At 71.8% G+C, this 25,692-nt stretch carries 24 protein-coding genes and 1 pseudogene; 20 read left to right on the forward strand and 5 right to left on the reverse strand.

Translation table 11 applies throughout. The features are described from left to right. Positions 1-25 precede the first annotated feature (25 nt). From Q0599_RS08240 to Q0599_RS08255, 4 genes are all read left to right on the forward strand, one after another. Entirely contained in the window at positions 26-553 is a 528-nt protein-coding gene (locus Q0599_RS08240) for a carboxymuconolactone decarboxylase family protein (protein ID WP_298828186.1), read from the forward strand. Between the two features lie 85 nt (positions 554-638). Next, positions 639-977, forward strand: a complete 339-nt coding sequence (locus Q0599_RS08245; RefSeq protein WP_298828188.1) for an NIPSNAP family protein — start codon at positions 639-641, stop codon at positions 975-977. After that, positions 974-1,318, forward strand: coding sequence for an antibiotic biosynthesis monooxygenase (locus Q0599_RS08250; protein WP_298828190.1), 345 nt, complete (start codon positions 974-976; stop codon positions 1,316-1,318). Before Q0599_RS08245 ends, Q0599_RS08250 begins: the two co-directional genes overlap by 4 nt. 4 nt (positions 1,319-1,322) lie before the next feature. Further along, positions 1,323-2,009 (forward strand): helix-turn-helix transcriptional regulator, encoded by a 687-nt coding sequence (locus Q0599_RS08255; protein WP_298828192.1) that lies wholly within the window; start codon positions 1,323-1,325, stop codon positions 2,007-2,009. On the opposite strand, the gene Q0599_RS08260 is transcribed toward Q0599_RS08255, so the two are convergent. Both Q0599_RS08260 and Q0599_RS08265 read right to left on the reverse strand, forming a co-directional pair. After that, on the reverse strand, positions 2,006-2,806 hold the full coding sequence (locus tag Q0599_RS08260; protein ID WP_298828194.1) for an alpha/beta fold hydrolase: 801 nt from the start codon (positions 2,804-2,806) through the stop codon (positions 2,006-2,008). The two genes, Q0599_RS08255 and Q0599_RS08260, sit on opposite strands and share 4 nt — an antisense overlap. Before the next feature lie 64 nt (positions 2,807-2,870). Further along, positions 2,871-3,752 carry an aldolase/citrate lyase family protein gene (locus Q0599_RS08265; protein WP_298828196.1) on the reverse strand — a complete coding sequence of 294 codons (882 nt, stop codon included), beginning with the start codon at positions 3,750-3,752 and terminating at the stop codon, positions 2,871-2,873. An 87-nt stretch (positions 3,753-3,839) separates the two neighbouring features. Between Q0599_RS08265 and Q0599_RS08270 the strand changes: the two genes are divergently transcribed. From Q0599_RS08270 to Q0599_RS08340, 15 genes are all read left to right on the forward strand, one after another. Then, complete coding sequence (locus Q0599_RS08270; RefSeq protein ID WP_298828198.1) at positions 3,840-4,166, forward strand: helix-turn-helix transcriptional regulator; 327 nt, start codon at positions 3,840-3,842, stop codon at positions 4,164-4,166. Between the two features lie 17 nt (positions 4,167-4,183). Next, positions 4,184-4,651, forward strand: a complete 468-nt coding sequence (locus tag Q0599_RS08275) for an ArsI/CadI family heavy metal resistance metalloenzyme (RefSeq protein ID WP_298828200.1) — start codon at positions 4,184-4,186, stop codon at positions 4,649-4,651. Positions 4,652-4,660: 9 nt separating this feature from the next. Next, positions 4,661-5,167: an arsenate reductase ArsC gene (locus Q0599_RS08280; RefSeq protein ID WP_298828202.1), complete on the forward strand. Its 507-nt coding sequence runs from the start codon at positions 4,661-4,663 to the stop codon at positions 5,165-5,167. Continuing rightward, the gene (gene arsB / locus Q0599_RS08285) at positions 5,167-6,201 is read left to right on the forward strand and encodes an ACR3 family arsenite efflux transporter (RefSeq protein ID WP_298828203.1); all 1,035 of its coding nucleotides are present in this window, start codon (positions 5,167-5,169) and stop codon (positions 6,199-6,201) included. Before Q0599_RS08280 ends, arsB begins: the two co-directional genes overlap by 1 nt. Positions 6,202-6,291: 90 nt before the next feature. After that, entirely contained in the window at positions 6,292-6,717 is a 426-nt protein-coding gene (locus Q0599_RS08290; protein ID WP_298828204.1) for a cytochrome c, read from the forward strand. 11 nt (positions 6,718-6,728) lie between these two features. Next, positions 6,729-8,150 carry a cbb3-type cytochrome c oxidase subunit I gene (locus tag Q0599_RS08295; RefSeq protein ID WP_298828206.1) on the forward strand — a complete coding sequence of 474 codons (1,422 nt, stop codon included), beginning with the start codon at positions 6,729-6,731 and terminating at the stop codon, positions 8,148-8,150. 15 nt (positions 8,151-8,165) lie between these two features. Beyond that, the gene (locus Q0599_RS08300) at positions 8,166-8,975 is read left to right on the forward strand and encodes a CbbQ/NirQ/NorQ/GpvN family protein (protein ID WP_298828208.1); all 810 of its coding nucleotides are present in this window, start codon (positions 8,166-8,168) and stop codon (positions 8,973-8,975) included. Continuing rightward, positions 8,968-9,960, forward strand: a complete 993-nt coding sequence (locus Q0599_RS08305; RefSeq protein WP_298828210.1) for a 4Fe-4S binding protein — start codon at positions 8,968-8,970, stop codon at positions 9,958-9,960. Before Q0599_RS08300 ends, Q0599_RS08305 begins: the two co-directional genes overlap by 8 nt. An 86-nt stretch (positions 9,961-10,046) precedes the next feature. Next, positions 10,047-11,870: a VWA domain-containing protein gene (locus tag Q0599_RS08310; RefSeq protein ID WP_298828214.1), complete on the forward strand. Its 1,824-nt coding sequence runs from the start codon at positions 10,047-10,049 to the stop codon at positions 11,868-11,870. 63 nt (positions 11,871-11,933) lie between these two features. After that, complete coding sequence (locus Q0599_RS08315) at positions 11,934-12,632, forward strand: Crp/Fnr family transcriptional regulator (RefSeq protein ID WP_298828216.1); 699 nt, start codon at positions 11,934-11,936, stop codon at positions 12,630-12,632. 96 nt (positions 12,633-12,728) lie between these two features. Next, the gene (gene cobA, locus Q0599_RS08320; protein ID WP_298828218.1) at positions 12,729-13,553 is read left to right on the forward strand and encodes a uroporphyrinogen-III C-methyltransferase; all 825 of its coding nucleotides are present in this window, start codon (positions 12,729-12,731) and stop codon (positions 13,551-13,553) included. Positions 13,554-13,616: 63 nt separating this feature from the next. After that, positions 13,617-15,443, forward strand: coding sequence for an ATP-binding protein (locus Q0599_RS08325; protein WP_298828221.1), 1,827 nt, complete (start codon positions 13,617-13,619; stop codon positions 15,441-15,443). 7 nt (positions 15,444-15,450) lie between these two features. Continuing rightward, positions 15,451-16,998, forward strand: coding sequence for a class I adenylate-forming enzyme family protein (locus Q0599_RS08330; protein WP_298828223.1), 1,548 nt, complete (start codon positions 15,451-15,453; stop codon positions 16,996-16,998). A gap of 196 nt (positions 16,999-17,194) precedes the next feature. After that, the gene (locus tag Q0599_RS08335) at positions 17,195-20,278 is read left to right on the forward strand and encodes a S8 family peptidase (RefSeq protein ID WP_298828224.1); all 3,084 of its coding nucleotides are present in this window, start codon (positions 17,195-17,197) and stop codon (positions 20,276-20,278) included. Between the two features lie 116 nt (positions 20,279-20,394). Next, positions 20,395-21,144, forward strand: a complete 750-nt coding sequence (locus Q0599_RS08340; protein ID WP_298828226.1) for a Rieske 2Fe-2S domain-containing protein — start codon at positions 20,395-20,397, stop codon at positions 21,142-21,144. 4 nt (positions 21,145-21,148) lie between these two features. Here the strand turns inward: Q0599_RS08340 and Q0599_RS08345 are convergent, their stop codons facing one another. Continuing rightward, positions 21,149-21,526, reverse strand: a complete 378-nt coding sequence (locus tag Q0599_RS08345; protein ID WP_298828228.1) for a hypothetical protein — start codon at positions 21,524-21,526, stop codon at positions 21,149-21,151. Beyond that, positions 21,523-23,361 (reverse strand): GGDEF domain-containing protein, encoded by a 1,839-nt coding sequence (locus tag Q0599_RS08350; RefSeq protein WP_298828230.1) that lies wholly within the window; start codon positions 23,359-23,361, stop codon positions 21,523-21,525. The genes Q0599_RS08345 and Q0599_RS08350 overlap by 4 nt, the downstream gene beginning before the upstream one ends. A 122-nt stretch (positions 23,362-23,483) precedes the next feature. On the opposite strand from Q0599_RS08350, the gene Q0599_RS08355 reads away from it, so the two are divergent. Next, the gene (locus tag Q0599_RS08355; protein WP_298828233.1) at positions 23,484-24,296 is read left to right on the forward strand and encodes an alpha/beta hydrolase; all 813 of its coding nucleotides are present in this window, start codon (positions 23,484-23,486) and stop codon (positions 24,294-24,296) included. A gap of 46 nt (positions 24,297-24,342) precedes the next feature. Here the strand turns inward: Q0599_RS08355 and Q0599_RS08360 are convergent. Next, positions 24,343-25,692: pseudogene (locus Q0599_RS08360) on the reverse strand (wax ester/triacylglycerol synthase family O-acyltransferase); the annotation flags it as partial.

Below are 25,692 nucleotides of genomic sequence, written 5' to 3' on the forward strand. Positions count from 1 at the left end.
GTCTGATCCACTCACGCACGAACCCATGGCACGCATCCCCTACGCCGACCTGGGCGCCGCCGAGGCGCAGCCGCTGGTGCAGCGCATCGTCGCGGAGCGCGGCAGCGTGCTGCACCTCTATCAGATGCTCATGCACAGCCCGCCGCTGGCCGAAGGCTGGCTGGCCTTCATGACGCAGGTGCGGCAGAAGCTCTCGCTGCCCGGCGGGTTGCGCGAACTGGTCATCATGCGCATCGCCCACCTCAATGGCGCGCCCTACGAGGCCGACCAGCACGCGCCGATCGCGCTGCAGGAGGGCCTGAGCCAGGCGCAGCTCGACGCGCTGGCCGACTGGCGCGCCGCCGCCGACCGCTTCACGCCGCTGCAGCGCGAGGTGCTGGCGCTGTGCGACGCGATGACGCGCGAGGTGCACGTGGCCGATGCGGTGCTGCAGGCGGTGCGCGAGAGGCTCGGCGAACGCCAGCTGGTCGAGCTGGTGGCGACGATCGCCTCCTACAACATGGTGTCACGCTTTCTCGAGGCGCTGCAGATCCACGTCGACGATCCGCGCTGAGCCTCGTTTCGACGCGCGCCGAAACATCGACGGCAGGTTAGGGAGCACCATGCGGCCATCCCGTCCACGGCGAGGCGCCCGCACCATGAGCCTGACCTGCTTCATCCGCTACCAGATCGACCCCTTCCAGCGCGATGCCTTCCGGCGCTACGCCGAAGCCTGGGGCCGCATCATCCCGCGCTGCGGCGGCCACCTGATCGGCTACTTCCTGCCGCACGAAGGCAGCAACGACGTCGCCTGGGGCCTGATCGGCTTTGCCGATCTGGCCGCCTACGAGCGCTACCGCGCCGCGCTGAGGGCCGACGCGCAGGGCCGCGACAACTTCGCCTTCGCGCAGCGCGAGCGCTTCATCCTGCGCGAGCAGCGCAGCTGGCTGGAGGACGTGCCCTCCACGCGCGACGTGCCGTGCGAGGTGGCGGCGTGATCGCCGTGATCTTCGAGGTCGAGCCGCACGAGGGCCAGGCGGCGCGCTACTTCGAGATTGCCGCCGCGCTGCGCGCCGAGCTGGAGGCCAGCGATGGTTTCGTCTCGGTGGAACGCTTCGAGAGCGTCACGCGGCCGGGGCGCTTCCTGTCGCTGAGCTTCTGGCGCGACGAGGAAGCGGTGCGCCGCTGGCGCTGCCACGGCGGCCACCGCGGCGCGCAGCGGCAGGGACGCGCCGCGGTGTTCGCCGGCTACCGGCTGCGCGTGGCGGCGGTGATGCGCGACTACGGTCTGCTCGACCGCGCGCAGGCGCCGGCCGACTCGCTCGACACCTTGCTCTGAGGCGATGTCCGGCGCCCACGAACCGCGCCTGTCCCGCGCCGCCGCGATGGTGGCCGACACGGCACGCTCGCGCATGCTGAGCCACCTGCTGTCGGGCGACTGCGCCACCGCGGGCGAACTCGCGCGGGCGGCCTCGGTGACGCCGGCCACCGCCAGCGGCCATCTGGCCAGGCTGCTCGACGCCCGTTTCGTCGTCTGCGAGGCGCGCGGCCGGCATCGCTACTACCGTCTCGCCGGGCCCGAGGTGGCGCACGCTCTGGAGGCGCTCGCCCTGGTGGCCGAGCAGGGGACGCGCGACGAGGCCTGGTCGCGCCCCGCGCGCCAGCGCCTGCGCGAGGCGCGCTGCTGCTACGGCCACCTGGCGGGGCGACTCGGCGTGCGCCTGTTCGAGAGCCTGCTCGCGCAGCGCGGTCTGCGCCCCGCGGTGGACGGCTACACGCTCACCGACGAAGGGCGGGGCTGGCTGGCCGGCCTCGGCCTCGCGCCGCCGCCGCCGAGCGGCCGGCGCCGCTACGCCTATGCCTGCATGGACTGGTCGGAGCGGCGTGACCATCTCGCCGGGCAACTGGCCGACGCGTTGCTCGCGCAACTGCTCGAGCGCGGCTGGCTGCGACGCGGCAACGATCGCGCGGTCGAGCTCACGCCGACCGGGCGGCAGCTGCTGCTGCCGCGACTGGGCGACGAGTCCTAGAGAGCGCCCAGCGCCGCCGCTGCGGCATCGAGGTAGGGCTTGAACTGGTGCAGGTCGTTGTGGCCCGCGCCGGGCACCACGACCAGCCTCGCGCCGGGCGCGCGTTCGCGCAGCGCCAGGCTGTGCGCCAACGGGACCAGCTCGTCGCGGTCGCCGTGCAGCAGCAGCACCGGTGTGCGGATGCGACCGATCCGCTCGTCGGTGCGCAGCGGGTAGCGCAGCAGCGCGGGCGGCACCCAGGGGTAGTGCTGCCGGGCCAGCGCGCTCATGCTCTCGAAGGGGGAGACGAGCAGCGTGAGGTCGGGCTGCACCTGCGCGGCGAGCGCGGCGGCCAGGCCGGTGCCCAGCGAGCGGCCATAGAAGACGATGCGCCGGCCCGCGTAGCGCGGCGCCACCTGCTGCCACACCGCGCGCACGTCGGCGTGCAGCTGCGCTTCGCTCTCGATGCGTCCGCTGCTCTTGCCGTAGCCGCGGTAGTCGAGCATCACCAGGTCGTAGTTGGCGCGCCGGTAGAAGTCGGCATGGACGAACCAGCTCGCCAGGTTGCCGGCATTGCCGTGCAGGAAGAACACCACGCCCTTCGGGTCGGGCAGGCGCAGCTCCAGCACCGACAGCCGCGCGCCGTCGACGTCGACGAAGCGTTCGTGCACGTCGGGTTCGCGCGCCAGCGACTGGGTCTGCGGCAGCGGCGTCGGCAGGAAGATCAGCCGCTCCTGGCCGACCCAGAGCAATGCCAGCAAGGCCGCGTAGAGCAGGGACGCGATGGCGAGTGCGGCGAGCACGGGGCGCAGGGCCATTCGAAGCGGGGCGGGCATGCGAAGCGTGGGCGGTCGGGCCGGCGGGCGGATGCGCGGGTCGGCTTCAGCGTTCTCCGAGCCGGCGCGCCCGCTCGAGCAGCCGCCGGGCGTTGCGATAGCTCGGCACCTCGACCCACAGGCCGCCGACCAGCGCGCGCTCCTCGCCACGGACGCGCGCCGCCTCGAAGCCTTCGACGATGGCCTGTGCGCGGCGCAGCTCGTCGGCGCCCGGCGTGAGGGCGGCATTCAGCGCTGCCGCATGCTCCGGCCGCACCAGCGACTTGCTGCGGTAGCCGAGCCGGCGCGCGAACAGCGCCTCGCGCACCGCGCCGTCGGCATCGCTGAAGGTGTAGGGCGCGTCGATCGGCTCGATGCCGCCAGCGCGCGCGTCGAGCAGGAAGCGCCGGCGCGCGTGATCGAGCTCCACCGCATCGGGCCCGCGCTCGGCGCACAGGGAGTGGGCCAGGTCCTCGGCGCCGAGCAGCGCCGCTCGGATGCGCGGGCTGGCGGCGGCGATGCGGCGCAGATCGGCCACCCCCAGGGCCGTCTCGCACACCGGCAGGATCTCGGTGCGGCCGGGTTCGATGTCCAGCCGCGTCTCCCAGTCCGCGATCGCGGCGTCGAGCGCGCTCAGCTGCGCAGCGTGCTCGGCCATCGGCAGAGCGATCACGTCCGGCCGCGCGGCCATCGCCGCAGCCAGGTCGGCGCTGCCGTCGCCGTCGAGCTGGTTGATGCGCACCGCGGCCACCAGGCCACGCGCGCGGCAGCCCTTCACATAGCCTGCGAGCAGGCCGCGCGCCTCGGCGCGCCGCGCCGGCGGCGTGAAGTCCTCCAGGTCGACGATCAGGGCGTCGGCGCCGCTGCCGAGCATGGCGTCGTGCGCCTGCGCGTCGGCGCCGGGACCGAACAGCCAGGTGCGGCGCAGGTCGGGGTCGAGAACGGTCATGGCGGATCCCTGCGGTGGCGGTGGGGTGGAGCGCGGCCCGATTCTGGACCGCTTGACGAGAATCTATATTTCGATGAAACTGGAAATATGGATGAATCGATTGCCGTCGCCTCGCTTGCCGCGCTCGCCCAGGGCCAGCGCCTGCGCATCTTCCGCGCGCTGGTCGGTGCCGCGCCCGCCGGCCTGACGCCCGGCGAGCTCGGCGCCATGCTCGACGTGCCGGGCTCCACGCTGTCCTTCCACCTGAAGGAGCTGGCGCACGCCGGCCTGGTGACGCAGCTGCGCGAGGGCCGCAACCTCATCTACCGGCCCTCGATCGCGCAGATGAATGCGCTGCTCGAGTACCTCACCGCCCACTGCTGCCAGGGCGCTGCTTGCGGCGTGACAGCGGCGTCGGGCTGCTCCACCCGCTGACACCGAAAGGACCTTTCATGAAGCGCTTCCACGTCCACCTGCACGTCGCCGACCTCGAACAGAGCATCGGCTTCTACGCCAAGCTGTTCGAGCGCGAGCCCGCGCGCCGCGAATCCGACTACGCCAAGTGGATGCTCGAGGACCCGCCGGTCAACTTCGCCATCTCCACGCGCGGCGGCGCGCCGGGCATCGACCACCTGGGCATCCAGACCGACGATGCGGCCGAACTGGCCGGCATGAAGGCGCGCGCGCAGGCGGCCGACATGGCGCTGCTCGACGAGGGCGAGACCACCTGCTGCTATGCGCGCAGCGAGAAGCACTGGGTGACCGACCCGCAGGGCATCGCCTGGGAGCACTTCCACACGCTGGCCGACATCCCGGTGTTCAACGAGGCGAAGCCGGCCGACGCCGCGGCCTGCTGCACGCCGGCGACGCGCGGCAAGCCGGTCGCCATTCCCGTCAAGGCCGCGGGCGGCTGCTGCTGAGGCGCGGCGATGACGGTGCACGTGCTGATCCTTTGCACCCACAACTCGGCACGCAGCGTGCTGGGCGAGGGCATGCTCAACCATCTCTCCGCCAGGCTTGCCAAGGACGTCAAGGCGCACAGTGCCGGCAGCGCACCCAGCGGCCGCATCAACCCTTTCGCCCTCGAAGCGCTGGCGAATGCCGGCATCGACACGAGCGGCTGCCGCAGCAAGAGCTGGGATGAGTTCAGCCGCGACGGCGCGCCGCCGCTGTCCATCGTCATCACCGTGTGCGACAGCGCCGCCGCCGAGTCCTGCCCCGTCTTCACAGGCGGCGGCAGTGGCCAGCCGGTCAAGGTGCACTGGGGGTATCCGGATCCGTCGAACGCCGAGGGCGGCGACGAAGGCAAGCGCCGCGCCTTCGAGCTGACGCGCCAGGCGATCGGCTACCGCATGCTGCAACTGCTCGCGCTGCCGCTGGACCGCATGGACCGCCAGGCGCTGAAGGCGGCGCTCGAGACGATCGGGCGCAGCTGATGAACCTGTTCGAACGCTGGCTCACCCTGTGGGTGTTCCTGTGCATCGTGGTCGGCATCGCGCTCGGCCAGGCGATGCCCGCGCCGTTCCAGGCCATCGGCGCGATGGAGGTGGCGAAGGTCAACCTGCCGGTCGGGCTGCTGATCTGGGTGATGATCATCCCGATGCTGCTGAAGGTCGATTTCGGCGCACTGCACCAGGTCAGGCAGCACTGGCGCGGCATCGGCGTCACGCTGTTCGTCAACTGGGCGGTCAAGCCCTTCTCGATGGCGCTGCTCGCCTGGATCTTCATCCGCGAGCTGTTCGCGCCGTACCTGCCCGCCGGCCAGCTCGACAGCTACGTCGCCGGCCTCATCCTGCTCGCCGCCGCGCCCTGCACGGCGATGGTGTTCGTGTGGAGCCGGCTCACCAACGGCCATCCGCTGTTCACGCTGAGCCAGGTGGCGCTCAACGACACCATCATGGTGTTCGCCTTCGCGCCGATCGTGGCGCTGCTGCTCGGCCTGTCGTCGATCACCGTGCCTTGGGACACGCTGCTCACCTCGGTGGTGCTGTACATCGTCGTGCCGGTGCTGATCGCGCAGCTCTGGCGCAGGGCGCTGCTGGCGCGTGGCCAGGACGCTTTCGACGCCGCGCTCGCCAGGATCGGCCCCTGGTCGGTCGCCGCGCTGCTGGCCACGCTGGTGCTGCTGTTCGCCTTTCAGGGCGAGGCGATCCTGCGTCAGCCGCTGGTCATCGCGATGCTCGCGGTGCCCATCCTCATCCAGGTGTTCTTCAACTCGGCGCTGGCCTACGGGCTGAACCGCAAGCTCGGCGAATCGCACAGCGTGGCCTGCCCATCGGCGCTGATCGGCGCGAGCAACTTCTTCGAGCTGGCGGTGGCCGCGGCGATCAGCCTGTTCGGCTTCGACTCGGGCGCGGCGCTGGCCACCGTGGTCGGCGTGCTGATCGAGGTGCCGGTGATGCTGCTGGTGGTGCGCGTGGTCAACCGCAGCAAGGGCTGGTACGAGGCAGGGGCGCGCGCGACCCGTTGAACGCGCCGATCGCGCGTTTCTTGTACCGGTTCAAGGAAATTCCCGACCGAATCCGTAGGCTATGGCCATTCACAACCTGCGGAGAGCTTCATGGCCCAAGGCTTCACCAGCCAGATGGCGCGCAACATCTTCTATGGCGGCACGGTGTTCTTCGTGCTGCTGTTCGCCGTCCTGATCTTCGACACCGAGAGCCGCATCCCACAGCGCTCGAAGTCTGCCGAGATCACCCCCGCGGTGGTGCGCGGCAAGCACCTCTGGGAAACGCGCAACTGCATCGGCTGCCACACGCTGCTCGGGGAAGGCGCGTACTTCGCGCCCGAACTCGGCAACGTCTACCAGCGGCGCGGTGCTGACTTCATCAAGGCCTGGATCAAGGCGCAGCCCACCGGCGCGCCGGGGCGCCGCCAGATGCCCAACTTCGGCTTCGACGAGAAGCAGCTCGACGACCTGGTCGAGTTCCTCAAGTGGACCAACGGCGTGGACACCGAGAAGTGGCCGCCGAACATCGAGGGTTGAAGAGAAAGAACATGAAAACCGCCACGCTCAAGTTCCCGTCGCAGTCGGTGTCCTGGCTGTACTTCACCGCCGCCATCGGCCTGTTCGTCGGGCAGATCGTCTTCGGCCTCACGCTCGGCCTGCAGTACCTGATCGGCGACCTCGCCTTCCCGGCCATTCCGTTCAACATCGCGCGCATGGTGCACACGAACCTGCTCATCGTGTGGCTGCTGTTCGGCTTCATGGGCTCGGCCTACTACCTCATCCCCGAGGAAGCCGACACGGAGCTGTACAGCCCCTTGCTCGCCAGGCTGCTGTTCTGGGTGTTCCTCGTCGCCGGGGCGGCCACCATCCTCGGCTACCTGCTGGTGCCCTACGCGACGCTCGCGAAATGGACCGGCAACGACCTGCTGCAGACGATGGGCAGAGAGTTCCTCGAGCAGCCGCTGCCGACCAAGGTCGGGATCGTCGTCGTTGCGCTGGGCTTCCTGTTCAACATCAGCATGACGGTGCTGAAGGGCCGCAAGACCGCCATCTCGCTGGTGCTGCTGATGGGCCTGTGGGGCCTGGCGCTGATGTTCCTGTTCAGCTTCGTCAACCCGAGCAACCTGGTGCGCGACAAGATGTACTGGTGGTTCGTCGTCCACCTGTGGGTGGAAGGCACCTGGGAGCTGATCCTCGGCGCGCTGCTCGCCTTCGTGCTGGTGAAGACCACCGGCGTGGATCGCGAGGTGATCGACAAGTGGCTGTACCTGATCATCACCATGGCGCTGGTCACCGGCATCCTCGGCACCGGCCACCACTTCTTCTTCATCGGCCTGCCGGGCTACTGGCAATGGGTGGGCAGCGTGTTCAGCGCGCTCGAGCCGATCCCCTTCTTCATGATGACGCTGTTCGCCTTCAACATGGTGCAGCGGCGCAAGCGCGAGCACCCGAACCAGGCCGCCGTGCTCTGGGCGGTGGGCACCGCGGTGATGGGCTTCCTCGGCGCCGGCCTGTGGGGCTTCATCCACACGCTCAGCCCGGTGAACTACTACACCCATGGCAGCCAGATCACCGCGGCGCACGGCCACCTCGCCTTCTACGGCGCCTACGTGCTCGTCGTCATCGCGATGATCAGCTACGCCATGCCCATCCTGCGCGGCCGCGAGGCCAATTCGCGGCGCGCGCAGGCCACCGAGATGTGGAGCTTCTGGATCATGACCATCGGCATGGCCGTGATGGTGCTCGCGCTGACCGGCGCCGGCGTGCTGCAGGTGTGGCTGCAGCGCATGCCCACCGAAGGCGCGATGTCCTTCATGGCCACGCAGGACCAGCTGCGCTTCTTCTACTGGGTGCGCGTGGCCGGCGGCGTGATGTTCCTCGCCGGGCTGCTGACCTACCTGTCGAGCTTCTTCATCGGCCCTGCGGCCGACGAGACCGAGCAGCCCGCCAGCCGCCTGGCCGCGGCCTGAGTCCGGGGGGATGCGATGGAACTCGCCAGCGCCCGGCACGTCGCGGCGGTGCCGTACTACGCCGCGCAGGGGCAGGAGTGCCTGCTCTTCGAGCAGGCCCACGCGAGCCGGCTGCCCCTGCTCATCAAGGGGCCGACCGGCTGCGGCAAGACCCGCTTCGTCGAGCACATGGCGGCGCGGCTCGGCCGGCCGCTGCTGACGGTGAGCTGCCACGACGACCTCAGCGCAGCCGACCTCGTCGGCCGCCACCTGATCGGCGGCGGCGACACGGTCTGGTGCGACGGACCGCTGACGCGTGCGGTGCGCGAAGGCGCGATCTGCTATCTCGACGAGGTGGTCGAGGCGCGCAAGGACACCACCGTCGTGCTGCATCCGCTGGCCGACGACCGCCGCGTGCTGCCCGTCGAGCGCACGGGAGAACTGATCCCCGCTGCGCCCGGCTTCATGCTCGTGATCTCCTACAACCCCGGCTACCAGAACCTGCTCAAGGGCCTGAAGCCGAGCACGCGGCAGCGCTTCGTGGCGCTGACGCTGGGTTACCCCGAACCCGCGGTGGAGCGCGCCATCGTCGAGGCGGAAAGCGGCTGCACGCCGCAGGTCGCCGCGCGGCTGGTCGCGCTGGCGCAGGCGCTGCGCCGCCTCACCGACCACGACCTCGAGGAGACCGCGAGCACGCGGCTGCTGGTGATGGCGGCGCGGCTCGTGGTCGCCGGGCTGCCGCTGCGCGCGGCCTGCACGGCGGCGATCGTCGACGCGCTGACCGACGATGCCGACACCGCCGGCGCGCTCGGCGACGTGCTCGGCGCGGTGCTGGGCGATGCCTGAAGCAGGCGCCGCCCTGGCGGTGCGCGGCATGGCCGGGCAGGGTCTGCGCAAGGCGCGGCTGCGGCGCCGCCGGCGCGCCCTGCAGGTCGGCTTCTTCGCGCTGTTCCTGTTCGCTCCGGCGCTCGACCTGCTGCGTTTCGACCTGCACGAAACGCAGCTGTGGGTGCTGGGTTGTCGCTGGTCGCTCGGCATCGATGACTTCATGCGCGGCGAGATCTCCGCCACGCAGGCGGCGTTGAACATCGTCTGGCGCGCCATCCTGCCGGCGCTGGCCCTGGTGGCCGCCTTCTTGACGGTGGCCTGGCGCTACGGCCGCCTCTACTGCGGCTGGCTGTGCCCGCATTTCTCGCTGGTCGAATCGCTCAACGGGCTGCTGCAGCGGGCCAGCGGCAAGCTCAGCCTGTGGGACCGGCACCGCACGCTGCGCGCCGGCCGGCAGCCCGATGCCCGCTGGTGGCCAGCCTTCCTGCTGGCCTGTGCGGTGTTCGGCTTCCTGTGGGCGATCACGCTGCTGACCTACCTGCTGCCGCCGCGCGAGATCTGGGGCAACCTGTTCGCCGGCACGCTGAGCCCCAACCAGGCGCGCTTCATCGTCGTCGGCACCCTCGTCTTCACGCTGGAACTGATGTTCGCGCGCCACCTGTTCTGCCGCTTCGGCTGCGCGGTCGGGCTGTTCCAGAGCCTGGCCTGGATGGCCAACCCCAGGGGGCTGGTGGTCGCGTTCGACCGCGGGCGCGCGCGTGACTGCCGAAGCTGCGCGACGGCGGACGCGCCTGGCGGGTCGGCCTGCGACGTGGCCTGCCCAATGCGCCTCGCGCCACGCAACATCAAGCGCATGATGTTCTCCTGCGTGCAGTGCGGCCGGTGCCTCACCGCGTGCGAGAGCTCGCACGAGATGCAGGGCAGCACGCCCAACCTCGAGTGGAAGGTCGGGCTCGACGCGGTGCGCGAGACGCTGCGCCAGCGCCGCGAGGACCGCGGCTGAGGCCGACATGAGACCCCCGAGCGCGCTCACGCTCACGCCCCCCCGTGGGGGGGCCCGGCGGCTTCGGGCAGCCCGGCGCCACTGACATGGAAGAGTGGATCGGCGAACGCTGGCACCGCCTGATCACCCGGGCGGCCGACCGTTCCTTCCCTGCCCGGGGCGTGGCGCTCGAGGAGGTGCAGCGCGCCGCGGCGATGCTCTTCCACGCCGTCGGCGGCAGCCAGGGCGTGCGCGTCGTGCCGGCCGGCGAGGCGCGCATCGGCGGACCGCGCGGCTGGCTGCAGAAGATCGCCGGCAGCGGGCAACGCGCCGCCACCACGAGGCTGGACGCCGACACGCTGGCGTTGCCGCCGCTGATCGCGGTGTTCGACGATGCCGGCCTCAACCGCGATCTCTACCTGTGGCTGGCCGCACTGGCCGCGGCCTGGGCGCCGCAATCGAACTGGATGGCCGGCAACGTGGCGGCCGGCGCGCTGGCGCTGCGGCGCTGTCCCGGCCTGAGCGCACGCTGGCAGCGCTTGCGCGATGCGCACCTGGCGCAGCGACCCGACCCGGCGCGGCTGCGCGGTGCGGCCGCGGCGGCCGAGGCCGCGGTGCGCGCGGCGCTGTGCGGCGAGACCATCGCCTGGCCGGACCTCGTGGCGCAGGACGTCGCCCCGGTGTGGCTCTGGCTGGAAGCCGTTGCGCCGACCGAGGGCACCGGCGTCGCGGCACCGGGTGCCGAGACACACGTGCAGCGTGGCGCGGGCGATCGAAGCGCGACGCGCCGTCGCACCCGCCGCGTCGAGGCGCAGCGCGACCGGCCTGCGCCGCTGCTGCTGCCGGCCAAGACCGAGCAGCTGATGACCTGGGCCGATCACGTGCCGCTGGACCGCGCCACCGACGACGAGGACGACGGCAACGCGCTGCGCGCCGCCGACGACATGGAGCAGCTCGCCATCACGCGCGACGGACAGGCTGGCGCGGCGCGGGTCAGGTTCGACCTCGACCTGCCCAGCGCCAGCGTCGACGACCTGCCGCTGGGCGCGGGCGAATCGTTGCCCGAGTGGGACTGGAAGCAGCAGCGCCTGCGCCCCGACCATTGCCGAGCGATCACGCTGCTCGCACGGCCCGGTGCGAGCTTCGTGCCGAGCGCTGCGCTGCGCGCCACCGCGCGGCGCGTGCGTCGGCGGCTCGAGGTGCTGCGCGCCGCGCCGCGCTGGCAGCGCCACTGCGCCGACGGCGAGGCGATCGACCTCGACGCCTGGGTGCGCCACGCGGCGGACGATGCCGGACGACCCGCGCCGCGCGACCCGCCGGTGTTCGCGCGCCGCACGCGCGGCGAACGCAGCCTGGCGACGCTGCTGCTGGCCGACCTGTCGCTGTCGACCGACGCCCACGTGAACGATGATGCGCGCGTCATCGACGTGATCCGCGACGCGCTGTACGTCTTCGGCGAGGCACTGGACGGCGGCGGCGACGCCTTCGAGATGCTCGGCTTCAGCTCGGTGCGACGGCAGCATGTGCGCATGCAGCACCTGAAGGGTTTCGACGAAGCGTGGAGCGCGACGGCGCAGGCGCGCATCGGCGCCGTCAAGCCCGGCTACTACACGCGCATGGGCGCGGCGCTGCGCATCGCGACGAGGCGCCTGTCCGCACGCCCCGAGCGCCAGCGCCTGCTGCTCATCCTCACAGACGGCAAGCCCAACGACCTCGACGTCTACGAAGGACGCTGGGGCCTCGAGGACACGCGCCACGCGGTGCACGAGGCGCGCCAGGCCGGGCTGCTGCCGTTCTGCCTGTCCATCGACGAGGAAGCGCACGAGTACCTGCCGCACCTGTTCGGCCGCGGCGGCTGGGCCCAGGTGCGCCGGCCGGCCGAACTGCCGGCGCGGCTGGCCGGCGTCTACGCGCGGCTGACGCGGAGTTGATGCGCATCAAGCAACCGTCCCGTCCGGGCGCCGACACTCGCCCGGCCCCATCGCCGACTCCCCGTGGAAGCCCGAACCTTCGACCTGCCCCGTTACCTGTCGGTGCTGCCGCTGTTCACCGACCTCAGCCGCTGCGAGCTGGAGCGGCTCGCGCTGGGCTGCCAGCTGCGCCGGCTGTCGCGCGGCGACACGGTGTTCCGCGTCGGCGAGCCCTGCGAGGAGTTCCACGTCACCGTCACCGGCCAGGTCAAGCTGTTCGCGATCTCGCCAGCCGGGCAGGAGAAGGTGATCGAGCTGGTCGGCCCCGGCAACAGCTTCGCCGAGGCGCTGATGTTCACCGGCAAGCCCTACATCATCAACGCGCAGGCGCTGGCCGACACGCTGCTGCTCACGGTGAAGAAGGATGCCGTGGTCGGCGAGATCGAGCGTGACCCGCGTTTCGCGATGCGCATGCTCGCCGGCATCTCGCGGCGGCTGCACGGGCTGGTGCACGACGTCGAGGCCTACGCGCTGCACAGCGGCGTGCAGCGCGTCATCGGCTACCTGCTGCGTGACCAGATCGCCGAGGACTGCGTCAGCGGCGAGGTGATCACGGTGTCGCTGCCGGTGAGCAAGGCGACGGTGGCCTCGCGGCTGTCGCTCACGCCGGAGTACTTCTCGCGCGTGCTGCACGAGCTGGAGGCCGCCGGCCTGGTGCGCATCGACAAGCGCGACGTGCTGATCCTCGATGCCAAGCGGCTCGCCGCCTACCCCGGGCGCTGAACCGGGCGTCCGTGCCCAAGTCTTGAACTGGTTCAAGGCGGCAAGGCGCCGCCGATCGTGCAATGCGTGCGTCGACCCATCGCGCGAAAGCACGCCATGACCCTGCTCAGCGAGCCCCTCCAGTTCACGCCCGGCCTCGGCACCGGCCTGGGTCCGGCGCGCGTCACGCTCGTCGGTGCCGGCCCGGGCGACCCCGAGCTGCTGACGCTGAAGGCCGCCCGCGCGCTGAACAGCGCGACCCTGGTGCTGTACGACCACCTGGTCTCCAAGGCAGTGCTGCAGCTCGTGCCGGCGCAGGCCGACCTCGTCTATGTCGGCAAGGAGAGCGGCCATCACACGCTGCCGCAGGCCGGCATCATCGAGCTGATGGTGCGGCTGGCCAGGAGCGGGCGGCGTCTCGTGCGCCTGAAGGGCGGCGATCCCTACATCTTCGGCCGCGGCGGCGAGGAGGCGCAGGGCCTCGCCGCCGCGGGCATCCCCTTCGAGGTGATCCCCGGCATCAGCGCGGCGCAGGGGGCGTCCGCGGCCAGCGGCATCCCGCTGACGCACCGGGACCACGCCGAGGCCCTCGTCTACGCCACCGGCCACCTGCGCGGCGAGGGCACGGCGCGCAGCGTCGACCTCGACTGGGAGCTGCTGGCGCGTCCGCGCCAGACGGTGGTGATCTACATGGGCGTCGGCACGCTGCCGGTGATCAGCGCGCAGCTGCAGGCGCACGGCCTGGCCGGCGACACGCCGGCGGCGTTGATCGAGCGCGCCACCCTGCCCGAGCAGCGCACGGTCACCGGGACCCTGGCCACGTTGCCCGAGCTGGCGCGACGCCATGACGTGCGCGCGCCGGCGCTCATCATGATCGGCACGGTGGTGGCGCTGCATCGGGAGCTCGGCGCCGCGGCGGCCGTGCCGGCGCAGTCGCGCTGAGCGGGCGCAGGGTGCGTTGACGCCACAATCCGGCACGGCCGCGCGAGTTCGGCCGCACCGGACATGCCCGTCGACGAAATCGCCCCCACGAGCGTAGCGCCGCACGCTGCCCCGCGCGCGGGCGCGAGCCTGAGCGTCGCCGCCTGGCTGGCACTCGTCAGCCTGCTCGCGCTGCTGCCGCTTCTGGCCTTCTCCGCGTACAGCATGCACCGGGCGATCGCCGAGCAGCAGGCGCAGGCCCTGGCCGCGCTGCAGCGCCGTGCCACCGACGCGGCCGGCGCCATCGGCCACCAGCTCGACAGCGTCTTCGCCGCGCTGCGGGCGATGGCGCAGGCCGACAGCGCGAGGCGCGGCGACATGGCGGCTTTCTACGCGACGGCCGTGCGCGTCGCCGAGGCCGACCCGCGCATCGTCGGCATCAGCATCGTCGATGCCGCCGGCCGCCAGCCCTTCAATACGCTGCGACCGTTCGGCACGCCACTGCCGCAGCCATCACCCTTGCTGCTGGAGTTGCAGCGGCCGATCTTCGAGCAGGGGCGGCAGGTGGTTTCGCCGCTGGTCACGGGCGCGGTGAGCCAACGTCGGGTCGTCGGCGTCGGCATGCCGCTGTCGATGGGGCCGGCGGGCGCCTACGCGCTGCGCGCAGTGATCCGCCTGGAGTCGCTGGCCGACTGGCTGAACGAGCAGACCTGGCCGGAAGACTGGACCGCCGCGGTGGTCGACCAGAACCACGTCATCGTCGCCCGCTCCCGCGACGCCGAGCGCTTCATCGGCCAGTCCACCACACCGGCCCTGCAGGAGGGGATGCGCCAGGGCCTGACGCTGTTCGAGTCCAGCACCAAGGACGGCATCCCCGTCTTCACCAGTGTCGCGCGGGTGCCGGGCCGCAATTGGCACGTCGTCGTCGGGCGCCCTTCGGCGGCGCTGCATGCGCAGGTGCGCGATTCGATGATGGCCATCCTCGTCGCCGGCGTGCTGTGCGCGGCGCTGGCCATCGCCGGGTCGCTGTACGTCGCCCGCCGGCTGGGCATGCAGCTGCGCGGCGTGGTCGATGCGCACCTGCAGGGCCGCTCGGGCACGCTGCCGACCCAGCCGATCCGGGAGGTGGCCGAGCTGTCCGAGGCGCTGGCGCACTCGCGCGAGGCGGAGGCGAGCGCCATGCGCGCGCTGCAGCGTGCGCGCGAGGAGACGCTCGACCAGCTGAAGGAACGCAGCGACATGCTCGACGTGCTGGCCCACGAGGTGCGCCAGCCGCTGAACAATGCCTCGGCCGCGCTGCGCGCGGCCAGCGTCGAGCTGTCGCGCGATGGCAAGCTCACCGCCGCCGAGCCGCTGCGCCGCGCCGAAATCGTGCTCAGCGAGGTGCAGGCGAGCATCGGCAACACGCTCGCCGTGGCGTCGCTGCTGGTCGGCGGCAAGCCCAGCGAAGGGGTGGACAGCGACATCGACGCGCTCATCGAGGTGGCCATCGCCGACATGCCGCCCAGCGAGGCCCACCGCGTGCGCATCGATCGCGCGACGAGCACGCGCACGGCGTCGATGGATCCGGGCCTGATGCGCCTGGCGTTGCGCAACCTGCTGGCCAACGCACTGCGCTGCAGCCCACCCGGCTCGGAGGTGGTGGTGCGTGTGTCGGACTCCGACGAGCCGCTGGCGCTGATCCTCGACGTGATCGATCACGGACCGGGCATTCCCGCCGACCGCCTGCCGCGCATTTCCGACCCGTCGCCGCCGCGCTTCGAGAAGGACGCGCGCGGCCGCCGGCGCGGCCTCGGACTGCACATCGTTCAACGCGTGATGGCGCTGCATGGCGGCAGCCTGGAGGTGGTGTCCAGCGGGCCGCAGGGCACGACGATGCGCCTGGTCATCACGCAAAGTGCACAAGGATGAACACAGCATGAGCCTCGCCCATCTGCTGCTCAAGCAGGCACGGCTGCAGCCCGAACGCAGCGCCGTCTTCCACGGCACCTTGCCGTGGGCGAGCTACCGCGACTGGGCAGCGCGCAGCGCCGGTGCGGCGCAACGCCTGCGCGCGGCCGGCCTGGGCAGCGGTGACCGCGTCGTCCTGTTCATGCGCAATCACCCGCGCTACCTCGAGCTGCTGTGGGCAGCCTGGTGGGCCGGCCTCGTCGTCGTGCCGGTCAACGCCAAGCTGCACCCGCGCGAGGTGGAGTGGATCGTCGACCACGCGCAGGCGCGCTGGGCCTTCGTGACGCGGGACGTGGCGCCGGAGCCGCTCGCCGGCGTGCAGCGCCAGATCGATGTCGAGTCGGCCGAGGCCGACGCGCTGCTGGCGCCGGCGGCGGACCCGGCCGCGGTGGCCATCGCCGAGCGTGCCGCGGGCGATACCGCCTGGCTGTTCTACACGAGCGGCACCACCGGCCGGCCCAAGGGCGTGATGATCACGCAGCGCAACCTGATGACGATGGGGCTGGCCTACTTCGCCGACGTCGATGCGGTGTCGCGCGACGACGCCATCGTCTACGCCGCGCCGATGTCGCACGGTGTCGGCCTGTACGCGATCCCGCACCTGATGGCCGGCGCGCGCCACGTGGTGCCGGCCTCCGGCGGCGTCGATGCGGCCGAGCTGTTCGCGCTCGGCGCGGCACTCGGGCCGCTGTCGACTTTTGCCGCGCCGACCATCGTCAAGCGCCTCGTCGACCATGCCGCGAAGGCGGGGCTGGCGGCCGGCGACGCGGCGCGCAGCTTCAAGACCATCGTCTACGGCGGCGCGCCGATGTACGTGGCCGACATGCAGCGCGCGCTGGCCGTGATGGGGCCGCGCTTCGTGCAGATCTATGGCCAGGGCGAGACGCCGATGGTGGCCACCTCGCTGTCCCGCGCGCAGCTCGCCGACTTCGGCCACCCGCGCCACGTCGAGCGCCTCGCCTCGGTGGGCGTGGCGCAGACGCCGGTGCGCCTGCGCATCGCCGATAGCGAGGGCCGCGAGCTGGCGGTCGGCGAGATCGGCGAGGTGCTGGTGCGGGGCGACAGCGTGATGGCCGGCTACTGGCGCAACCCCAAGGCGACGGCCGCGGCCGTCCGCGAAGGGTGGCTGTTCACCGGCGACGTGGGCTGCCTCGACGAGGACGGCTTCCTCACGCTGAAGGACCGCAGCAAGGACCTGGTCATCAGCGGCGGTTCGAACATCTATCCGCGCGAGGTGGAGGAGGTGCTGCTCACCGCGCCCGGCGTGGCCGAGGCCGCGGTGGTGGGGGCGCCCGATGCCGAATGGGGCGAGGTGGTGGTCGCCTTCGTCGTCGCGCAGCCCGGAGCGGAGGTGACGGCCGAGGCGCTGGACGCCCACTGCCTCGCGCAGCTGGCGCGCTTCAAGCGGCCGAAGCGGTACGTGATGGTGGACGAGCTGCCGAAGAACAACTACGGCAAGGTGCTGAAGACGGCGCTGCGCGACCGGCTCGGCGCCTCGTGGGCAGGGCACCGCTGAACCGGGCGATCTGCACAGATCCCCCATGAACGCGGGGGTGGTCAAACCCTCGGGCCAACGCTCACGGCCATTGACGCCATGTGACCAGTCGTGACGAAATGGGCGTTCATCCCTTCCACAACGAAGGGGGGAGATGGTGCAAACCAGAGCGCCGCCCTGGCCCGATCGGCCCGCGGACCCAACGAAGGAGAATCAGGTGAGAAGAAGTTCCATCCAGAGCCGCCGCTGGGCGATGCCGCTGGCATCGGTCGCGTCGGCCTTGCTCGTGGCATGCGGCGGAGGAGGGTCCGCCGACGCCGACCGATCCGCACCGCAGGCCGCCAATCGCGGCGAGGCGATCAGCAAGGCCATCGCCGCGCAGACCGACATCGCGTCGGGCCGTGCCACCAACCGCCTGTACATCGTGCAGCTGGTCGAGGACCCCGTAGTCGCCTACGAGGGCGGCATCGCCGGCTACAGGGCCACCAAGCCGGCCCAGGGCAGGAAGATCGACTCCACCAACCCCGACGTCGTCAACTACTTCGGCTACCTGAGCGGCCGCCACGACGCGCTGCTCGCCTCGGTGGGCGGCGGGCGCAAGGCCTACAGCTACGGCTTCGTGTTCAACGGTTTCGCCGCCGAGCTGAGCGAGGCGCAGGCCGCCAAGCTCGCCACCACGGCCGGCGTGCTGTCGGTCAGCCGCGACGAGAGGCGCCGCCTCGAGACGTCGGACACACCGAGCTTCCTTGGCCTCGCCGGCCCCGGCGGCCTGTGGGAGCGCACGGGCGTGAAGGGCGAGGGCGTGGTCATCGGCATCGTCGACAGCGGCATCTGGCCCGAGCACGCCAGCCTGTCGGACCGCACCGACGTGAACGGCAACGGCACCCGGGACGGCAAGCTCGGCTACCAGCAGATCCCCGGCTGGAATGGCAGGTGCACGCCGGGCGAGCAGTTCACCGCCTCGAACTGCAACCAGAAGCTGATCGGTGCGCGCTACTACAACGAGGGCTTCGGCGGCAATGCCGGCGTGAGGGCGGAACTGCCCTACGAGTTCCTCTCGCCGCGCGACTTCGATGGCCACGGCACGCACACCGCCACCACTGCCGGCGGCAACCAGAACGTCGCGACCAGCGGCCCGGCCTCGGTGTTCGGCGCCATCAGCGGCATCGCGCCGCGTGCGCGCATCGCGGCCTACAAGGTCTGCTGGGGCACCGGCGACGAAGGCGGCTGCTTCAACAGCGACTCGGTGGCGGCGATCGACCAGGCCGTCGCCGACGGCGTGGACGTGATCAACTTCTCCATCAGCGGCTCGCTGACCAACTTCCTCGATCCGGTGGAACTGGCCTTCCTGTTCGCCGCCGACGCCGGCGTGTTCGTTGCCGCCTCGGCCGGCAACAGCGGTCCGGCATCGGCGACGGTGGCGCACCCCGGCCCCTGGCTGACCACGGTGGCGGCCGGCACGCACCCGCGCGACGGCCGTGGCTCGGTGACGCTGGGCAACGGCGTGACCTACCAGGGTGCGTCGATCGCGCAGGCGCTGCCGAGCAGCCCGCTGATCGCGGCCAGCGACGCGGCCCTGCCCGGCGCCGACCCGGCGGCGGTGGCGCTGTGCTTCGCGGCCATCGACACCGGCGGCACGGCGGTGCTCGACCCGGCCAAGGTGAACGGCAAGATCGTCGTCTGCGACCGCGGCGTCACGGCACGCGTGAACAAGAGCCTCGCGGTGAAGCAGGCCGGCGGCGTGGGCATGATCCTCGCCAACACCAGCGTCAGCTCGCTGAACGCCGACTTCCACGAGGTGCCGACGGTGCACGTGCAGAGCACCGACCGCGCGGCGATCTACGCCTATGCGGCGACGGCCGGCGCCACTGCGGAGATCAACGCCGCGACGATCGTGTTCGACGCCGTCGCGCCGCTCACGGCCACGTTCTCGTCGCGCGGCCCGCTGCGCGCCGGCGGCGGCGACCTGCTCAAGCCGGACCTCATCGCCCCGGGCCAGGACATCCTTGCTGGTGTCTCGCCGATGGGCCATGGCGGCAAGCTGTTCGACCTGCTCAGCGGCACCTCGATGTCCAGCCCGCACGTGGCCGGCCTCGCGGCGCTGTTCAAGCAGGCCAAGCCCGGCTGGTCGCCGATGGCGATCAAGTCGGCGCTGATGACCACCGCCTACGACGTGCTCGACGGCGGCACGCCGGCGCCGAACACCAACCCGGTGCTGATCTTCCGCCAGGGCGCGGGCCATGTGTCGCCGAATGCCGCGCTCGACCCGGGCCTGGTGTTCGATCATTCGTGGAACGACTGGCTGGCCTTCCTCTGCGGCACCACCAGCGGTGTCGGTCCGGCCACCTGCAACGCGCTGCGCAATGCCGGCTACTCGACCGACGCCAGCGACCTGAACGGCGCCTCGATCGCCATCGGCGACATGGCGGGCGTGCAGACGGTGAAGCGCCGCGTCACCAACGTCGGTGCCGTGAAGGCCACCTACACGGCCAGCGTCACCGGCATGGGCGGTTTCGCGGTGACGCCGCCGGCGCCTTTCGAGATCCTGCCTGGGGAGACCAAGACCATCACGCTGTCCTTCCTGCGCACCGCGGCCGCGCTGAACAACTACACCGGTGGTCAGTTCACGCTGTCCGACGGTGCCGGGCATGTCGTGCGCGTGCCGATGGTCGTGCGACCGGTCGCGCTGGCAGCGCCGGCGCAGGTGTCGAGCAACGGCGCGGCGACGAGCTACGGCCTGACCTTCGGCTACGACGGGCCGTTCAGCGCCACGGCGCGCGGCCTGGTGCCCGCGGCGATCAGTGCCGGCAACGTGGCCGACGACCCGAGCAACGGCGCCTGCTCGCTGAGCTCGCCGAACGCCCAGCTGATCCCGGTGGTGGTTCCGCCCGGGACGAGTTACGCGCGCTTCTCGCTGTTCGACGCCGACGTGTCGGCGGGTGCAGACATCGACCTGTGCGTGTTCAACAACGCCGGTCAACAGGTCGGCGCCAGCGGCAGCGGCACCTCGGCAGAGGAAGTGAACCTCAGCAACCCGGCGGCGGGCAATTACACCGTCGTCGTGCAGGGCTGGGGCGTGGTCGGCAGCTCGCCGTTCAAGCTGCACACCTGGCTGCTCGGCGTCGCCGATGCCGGCAACATGACGGTCAGCGCACCGCCCGCCGCCACCATCGGCGCCACCGGCACGGTGTCGCTGAACTTCACCGGCCTGGCCGCGGCGACGAAGTACCTCGGCGCGGTGGCCTACGGCGGCGCGGGCGGCCTGCCCAGCCCGACCATCGTGCGCGTCGACACGCCCTGAACGACCTCGCAGCGCGCCCATGCGCTGCTTGCCAGACCCCGGCGCTTCGGCCCCGGGGTCTTTTTTTGCGCGGTGCGCAATTGCGGCCATGCGCCGAGTCGTGTACGTTGCAGGCCATGCAGCACGATGCCTGCGAACCTCGTTCCTTCGACGACGGCCCGGCGAACGACGCGCGCCGGACGTTGATGCAGCAGGCCGCCTGCGTGGCGGGGGCGTGGGCGGCGTCGGGGATGCTGCCGACGCTGGCCGGCGATGCGCAACGCCACCCGCGCTCGCTGCTCGTGCACCCGAACGGCCAGCCTGTCTCGGCGAAGCAGGTGAAGGCCGGCGAGCCGCTGCTCTTCAACTACCCCTTCGTCGCCTCGCCGGTGTTCCTGCTCGCGCTCGACGGCGCGGTGCGCGACACCGAACTGGTCACCGAAGCGAAGCAGCACTATGCGGCGCCCGCCGGCGTCGGCGCGGGCCGCCGCATCGTCGCCTTTTCCGCGATCTGCGCGCACAAGCTGATGTACCCCACGCCGGCGCTGAGCTTCATCGGCGTGCGCCGCGGGGGCGCCGGCGAACCGGCACAGGTGATCCACTGCTGCGGCGACAACTCGCGCTACGACCCGGCGCGCGGCGCGAGCGTGATCGCCGGCCCCGCACCGCAGCCGCTTGCCGCCATCCTGCTGGAATGGGACGCCGGGCGCGACCAGCTCCACGCGGTGGGCACGCGCGGCGGCGAGATGTTCCCCGCCTTCTTCGAGAAGTACGCCTTCCGGCTCGAGACCGAACTCGGCCGCCGCTGGCGCGATGCCGTCGGCGAGACCACCGTGGTGAAGCCGGCGAGTGCGTACAGCCGGCAGTGGCAGAGCTGCGGCGCTTGAAGCCCTAGACCGCCGGATTGCCCGGCAGCGGCTCCTGCACGCGGTCGGCCGGACAGCGCAGCCAGTTGCCGCGCCGACCGACGTGGTAGTCGAGCCGCTTGCCGCCGGCGGCGATGACCACGCGCCAGCCGGGCACCAGGATCTGCGCATACATCATGCCGGGCTGCGGGCAACCGAGCGACGCGTCGCGCCAGGTGACGGACTGCGTCGACTCGATGTGCACGTCCGCCACCGTGACGCTGGCGCGCATGGCGGCATCGGCGCGCATCGCGGCCAACGTCGCCTCCGGCGGCCCCAGCGGTGGCGTCTGCGCCTGGCTCTCGTTCATCTGCATGCACCCCATCACGCTCACCGCGGCGACCGCGCACATCATGCGCTTCATTGCAGGCTCGCCTCGCGGGCCGCGGCCGCGCTGCCCGGCATGCGCGCCGCAGCCATGCCCACACGGTTGCGACCGTCGCGCTTGGCGGCGAGCAACTCGTCGTCCGCGGCCCTGAGCAGCGCGTCGGGCGAAGCGGGCGCGAGCAGGGTGTCGGCAACGCCGGCCGAGAAGCTCAGGCCCTCCAGCACGTCGCCCTCCAGTTCGAAGCGCTGTGCGCGCCAGCGGCGCAGCAGCGACTGCACCTTGCGCCGCGCGCCGTCGGCGGTGGTGCGCGGCATCAGCAGGCAGAACTCCTCGCCGCCGTAGCGGCACGCCACGTCGCTCCTGCGGCCCTGGCCAGCGAGCAGCCGGCCGAAGGCGGCGAGCAGCCCGTCGCCGGCGGCGTGTCCGTGCAGGTCGTTGATGCGCTTGAAGTGATCGAGGTCGATGAGGGCCAGCGCCAGCGGCTGTCCCTCGCGGCGCGCCAGCGCGAACAGCGTGGGCAGCGTGTCGTTGAGGTGGCGGCGGTTGAACAGGCCGGTCAGCGGGTCATGCACCGCCTGCTCGCGCAGCGCCTGCTGCAACGACTGAACTTCCTCGATCTTGGTCGAGAGCTGCGCGTTGATCGTGGCGAGTTCGGCGCGGTCCCGCTCGGTGCGGCGGCGACGCGCGTCGTTCTCGTCGAGTCGGTGCTGCAGTCGCAGCAGTTCGGTCTGCAGCGTGGCGGCCTGGTAGCGCGCGCGCGAGGCGAGTTGCGATTGCGCGCGGTACAGCCGCTGCCATTGGCGCAGCGCGTCCAGCGCAGCCGCTGCCCCGCCCGCGGCCTCGTGCGCGTCGCCGAGCACGGCGAAGTACTGTGCACGGATGCGCACCGACAGGCCGTCGACGTCATCGCGGCCGGCCTCCTCGCGGGCCGCCTCCAGCGCGCGCAACGCCGCCGATGCGTCGCCTTGCGCCAGGGCGAGCAGGCCTGCGGCGGTGACGCGTTCGACGCGTTCGTCGGCGATCGGCGAGACGCCGCTCGCGCGCGCACGCTCCACCAGTTCGGCGCCGAGCCCGATCTCCCCGGCACGCAGGGCGGCGATGGCCAGCGTCTCGAAGGCCGGCTCGATGCTGCCGCGACCGGCCGGGCCCGCCGGCATGGCAAGCACCGCGGCGACGTCGGGCAGCGCCTCCGCCGCGCGGCCCAGTTCGGTCAGACAGACCACGCGGTTGATGAGCAGCACGCCGAGCAGTCGCGCGTTCTTCAGCCGCGCGCAGCCGGCCAGCCCCTGTTGGACATGCTGCAGGCTGTGCTCGTAGTCGCCGATCTGCAGCAGCTCGTGCGAGAGGTTGCAGTGCAGCACGGTGTCGAAGCCGTGGCCACGCGACGGGCCGGCATCGCGCAACGCCTCGAACATGTGCGCGAAGGCCTGCGAGGACTCTCCCAGCGCCGAGTAGCAGCCGGCGATGGTGTTGAGCAGCACGCCGCGCTGGTCGTGGCGCAGCACGCGCACGCCCTCCTCGCGCAGCGGCAGCACCGCGGCGAGTGCCTCGCGCACGCGGCCTTCGCGCCACATCGAGCGTGCCAGCGCGGCGCTGGCCAGCAGGTGGCCGGCGCGGTCGCCGCCACGCTCGAAGCATTGCCGGGCCCGCTTCAGCTCTCGCCCGGCCTCGGCCACGGTGCCGAAGTAGAGCTGCTGGTAGCCCAGCGTGATGCGCGCCCAGCCTTCTGCGCTGTCGTCGCCGCTGCGCGACGCGGCATCGAGGGCGCCTTCGGCGAGGCGCCGCGACTGCGGCGAATCGACGTGCAGCAGGCGCCAGGCGCGACGCGCCTGGCGCAGGGGCGCCGAGGGGGAGGGGCTCGCGGCGGGCATGCGCCGCATTATCGGCGCGCGAAAAGATTGCGCGAGCGCATCTCCGCGCCGGCTCGGACCGACCCGTGCACCGCGGGACGCGGTATCGTCCGCAACGGGGCGGCGACGCCCCGGAGAAGTGCATGGCGACTCGTCATCCCCACACCGGCCGGCCCAGCCCCGCGCATTCCGCCCTGGAGTGGCGCGCGCTCATCGAGCTGGCCGCGTTGCCCGGCGCGCTGCCGGTGCTGATGAGGGCGCCGCGCGGCGACGGCCACCCGGTGCTGCTGCTGCCGGGGTTCATGGGCAGCGAGCTCTCGCTCGTCGGCCTGCAACTGTTCCTGCGCAACCGCGGCTACGCGGTCGAGACCTGGGGCCTGGGGCGCAACATCGGCTTCCATGCCAAGCACGCCAAGGCGCTGGAGCAGAAGATCCGCTATCTGCGCCACAAGACCGGGCGCAAGGTCAGCCTGGTCGGCTGGAGCCTCGGCGGCGTGTTCGCGCTGTACGGGGCGCACCAGGTGCCGGACTGCGTGCGATCCGTGGTGACGCTGGGCAGCCCCGTCAGCGTCGACCCGGAGGGCAGTGCCTCGCCGCCGCTGGTCAAGGCGATGTACCGTCTGATCGCGCACCCAATGGGGCCGACCGCCCACGCGATGCAGCCGCAGGCGAAGAAGCTGCGCGAGAAGAAGGACTTGCCGATGCCGCTGAGTTGCCTGTACTCGCTTGGCGACGGCGTCGTGCCGCCGCAGGAAGCCACCATCGAAGGCGACCCCAGCCGCCACGAGAACATTCGCGTCCCGGGCAGCCACATCGGGCTGGGCTTCAACGCCCTGGTGCTGTGGATCGTCGCCGACCGCCTGTCGCAGCCCGAGGGGCATTGGCGCCGCTTCCGGCCTTCGGGGCCGATGGGCCGTCTGTACCGGCTGCTGACGCCCGCGGCCGCGGCGGCCTGACGCCGCGCCTCGTGGCGGGCCGCGCGCGCGCAAGGCAGGACTGGAAGCTGTCGCGCAGGCACTGCGCGAAGGCCTGCGGGTCGGGCATCAGTTCGCGGCAGGAGGTCGGCGAAATCACGATGCGTCCGTCGTAGCGTGTCACTGCGAACGACAGCCCCATGCCGTCGGAGATCGGCAGGATGGCCGAGAAGTAGGCCAGGCGCGCGCCGTCGAGGTACAGCGGCCTGGGCGGGCTGGCCACCTTGGTGATCGTGCAGGCCGCCAGGGGCATGCCGCTGCGCGTCTCGGGCGCTGCCCGGCCGAACAGCCGCCCGGTCAGCGCCAGCGTGGCGGCCGGCGCGTGCTCGCCGATGTCGCTGCGCTCGCGCGCCGCGACGGCGCGGGCCAGCGTGCGCGGCGACGTGGTCTGGCCGTGGATCCACTCCAGCCGCTCGACCGGATCGGCCAGCCGCGTGCCCAGTTGCACGCGCATCGCCGCCGACTGCGCCTTGGCACCGCCCATGCGCGTCGGCACGATCGCCTCCAGGTCGGTGTCGGGCAGTTCGCCGTGCGACGCCAGGTAGCAGCGCAGCGCGCCGGCGCAGACCGTCAGCACCGCGTCCTCGAGCGTGGCGCCCTCGACGAGACCGCGGATGCGTTCGAACTCCTCGATCGTGAAGCGTCGCGTCTCGAACACGCGATGGGCGGAGACCACGGCGTTGAAGCGCGTCGCCGCCAGCTGCTCGGGATGCAGCAGGTCGCCGGCGAAGGCCATGGCCGCGGGTACGAGGCGCGCGACCGGCGCCATCAGCTTCAGCGGCGAGCGCATCGAGTTCAGCGCGCCGCGCACCATCAGCCGCGTCGCGCTGGGCGCCGGCTCCGGGAACCAGGGTTCCGCGGGCTCCGGCCGGGGAGGGCGCGCGCGGGTGTCGTGCAGCACCTCGACGAGCTCGTTGCGCGTCTGCGGGTCGATGGCGGCATGGTGGACCTTGGTCAGCACCGCGAAGCTGCCGGGCGGCAGATCGGCCAGGCTGTCCAGCCCCTCGATCACGTAGATCTCCCACAGCGGACGGTTCAGGTCGAGCTGGCGGGCATGGATGCGCGAGGCCTGGATGCAGAACTGGCGCCAGTCGCCCGGCTTGGGCAGGGCGATGTGACGCACGTGGTACTCGAGGTCGAAGTGCTCGTCCTCGATCCAGTACGGGTAGTCAAGCTCCAGCGGCACGCGCAGCAGCCGGCTGCGGAACACCGGCGAACGGTGCAGGCGGCTCTCGATGTGCGCCAGGATGTCCTTGAAGCGCACCTTGCCGCCCGGCGCGGTGCGCTGGTCGTAGATCTGCACGAACGTGATGTTGGCGTTGGCGTGCGCCGAGTCCGCGTAGAGAAAGATCGCCTCGTGTCCGCTCAGCTGGCGCAT

Source organism: uncultured Piscinibacter sp., from assembly GCF_937952055.1.
In the GTDB taxonomy this organism is placed as follows: domain Bacteria; phylum Pseudomonadota; class Gammaproteobacteria; order Burkholderiales; family Burkholderiaceae_C; genus Piscinibacter.

Coding starts and splice junctions, on each gene's coding strand:
- Q0599_RS08255 (WP_298828192.1), top strand. CDS start 1,323: ATGTCCGGCGCCCACGAACCGCGCCTGTCCCGCGCCGCCGCGATGGTG.
- Q0599_RS08350 (WP_298828230.1), bottom strand. CDS start 23,361: ATGCCCGCCGCGAGCCCCTCCCCCTCGGCGCCCCTGCGCCAGGCGCGT.
- Q0599_RS08305 (WP_298828210.1), top strand. CDS start 8,968: ATGCCTGAAGCAGGCGCCGCCCTGGCGGTGCGCGGCATGGCCGGGCAG.
- Q0599_RS08330 (WP_298828223.1), top strand. CDS start 15,451: ATGAGCCTCGCCCATCTGCTGCTCAAGCAGGCACGGCTGCAGCCCGAA.
- Q0599_RS08270 (WP_298828198.1), top strand. CDS start 3,840: ATGGATGAATCGATTGCCGTCGCCTCGCTTGCCGCGCTCGCCCAGGGC.
- Q0599_RS08280 (WP_298828202.1), top strand. CDS start 4,661: ATGACGGTGCACGTGCTGATCCTTTGCACCCACAACTCGGCACGCAGC.
- Q0599_RS08290 (WP_298828204.1), top strand. CDS start 6,292: ATGGCCCAAGGCTTCACCAGCCAGATGGCGCGCAACATCTTCTATGGC.
- Q0599_RS08325 (WP_298828221.1), top strand. CDS start 13,617: ATGCCCGTCGACGAAATCGCCCCCACGAGCGTAGCGCCGCACGCTGCC.
- Q0599_RS08310 (WP_298828214.1), top strand. CDS start 10,047: ATGGAAGAGTGGATCGGCGAACGCTGGCACCGCCTGATCACCCGGGCG.
- Q0599_RS08340 (WP_298828226.1), top strand. CDS start 20,395: ATGCAGCACGATGCCTGCGAACCTCGTTCCTTCGACGACGGCCCGGCG.
- Q0599_RS08265 (WP_298828196.1), bottom strand. CDS start 3,752: ATGACCGTTCTCGACCCCGACCTGCGCCGCACCTGGCTGTTCGGTCCC.
- Q0599_RS08345 (WP_298828228.1), bottom strand. CDS start 21,526: ATGAAGCGCATGATGTGCGCGGTCGCCGCGGTGAGCGTGATGGGGTGC.
- Q0599_RS08275 (WP_298828200.1), top strand. CDS start 4,184: ATGAAGCGCTTCCACGTCCACCTGCACGTCGCCGACCTCGAACAGAGC.
- Q0599_RS08355 (WP_298828233.1), top strand. CDS start 23,484: ATGGCGACTCGTCATCCCCACACCGGCCGGCCCAGCCCCGCGCATTCC.
- Q0599_RS08260 (WP_298828194.1), bottom strand. CDS start 2,806: ATGGCCCTGCGCCCCGTGCTCGCCGCACTCGCCATCGCGTCCCTGCTC.
- Q0599_RS08300 (WP_298828208.1), top strand. CDS start 8,166: ATGGAACTCGCCAGCGCCCGGCACGTCGCGGCGGTGCCGTACTACGCC.
- arsB (WP_298828203.1), top strand. CDS start 5,167: ATGAACCTGTTCGAACGCTGGCTCACCCTGTGGGTGTTCCTGTGCATC.
- Q0599_RS08245 (WP_298828188.1), top strand. CDS start 639: ATGAGCCTGACCTGCTTCATCCGCTACCAGATCGACCCCTTCCAGCGC.
- cobA (WP_298828218.1), top strand. CDS start 12,729: ATGACCCTGCTCAGCGAGCCCCTCCAGTTCACGCCCGGCCTCGGCACC.
- Q0599_RS08295 (WP_298828206.1), top strand. CDS start 6,729: ATGAAAACCGCCACGCTCAAGTTCCCGTCGCAGTCGGTGTCCTGGCTG.
- Q0599_RS08240 (WP_298828186.1), top strand. CDS start 26: ATGGCACGCATCCCCTACGCCGACCTGGGCGCCGCCGAGGCGCAGCCG.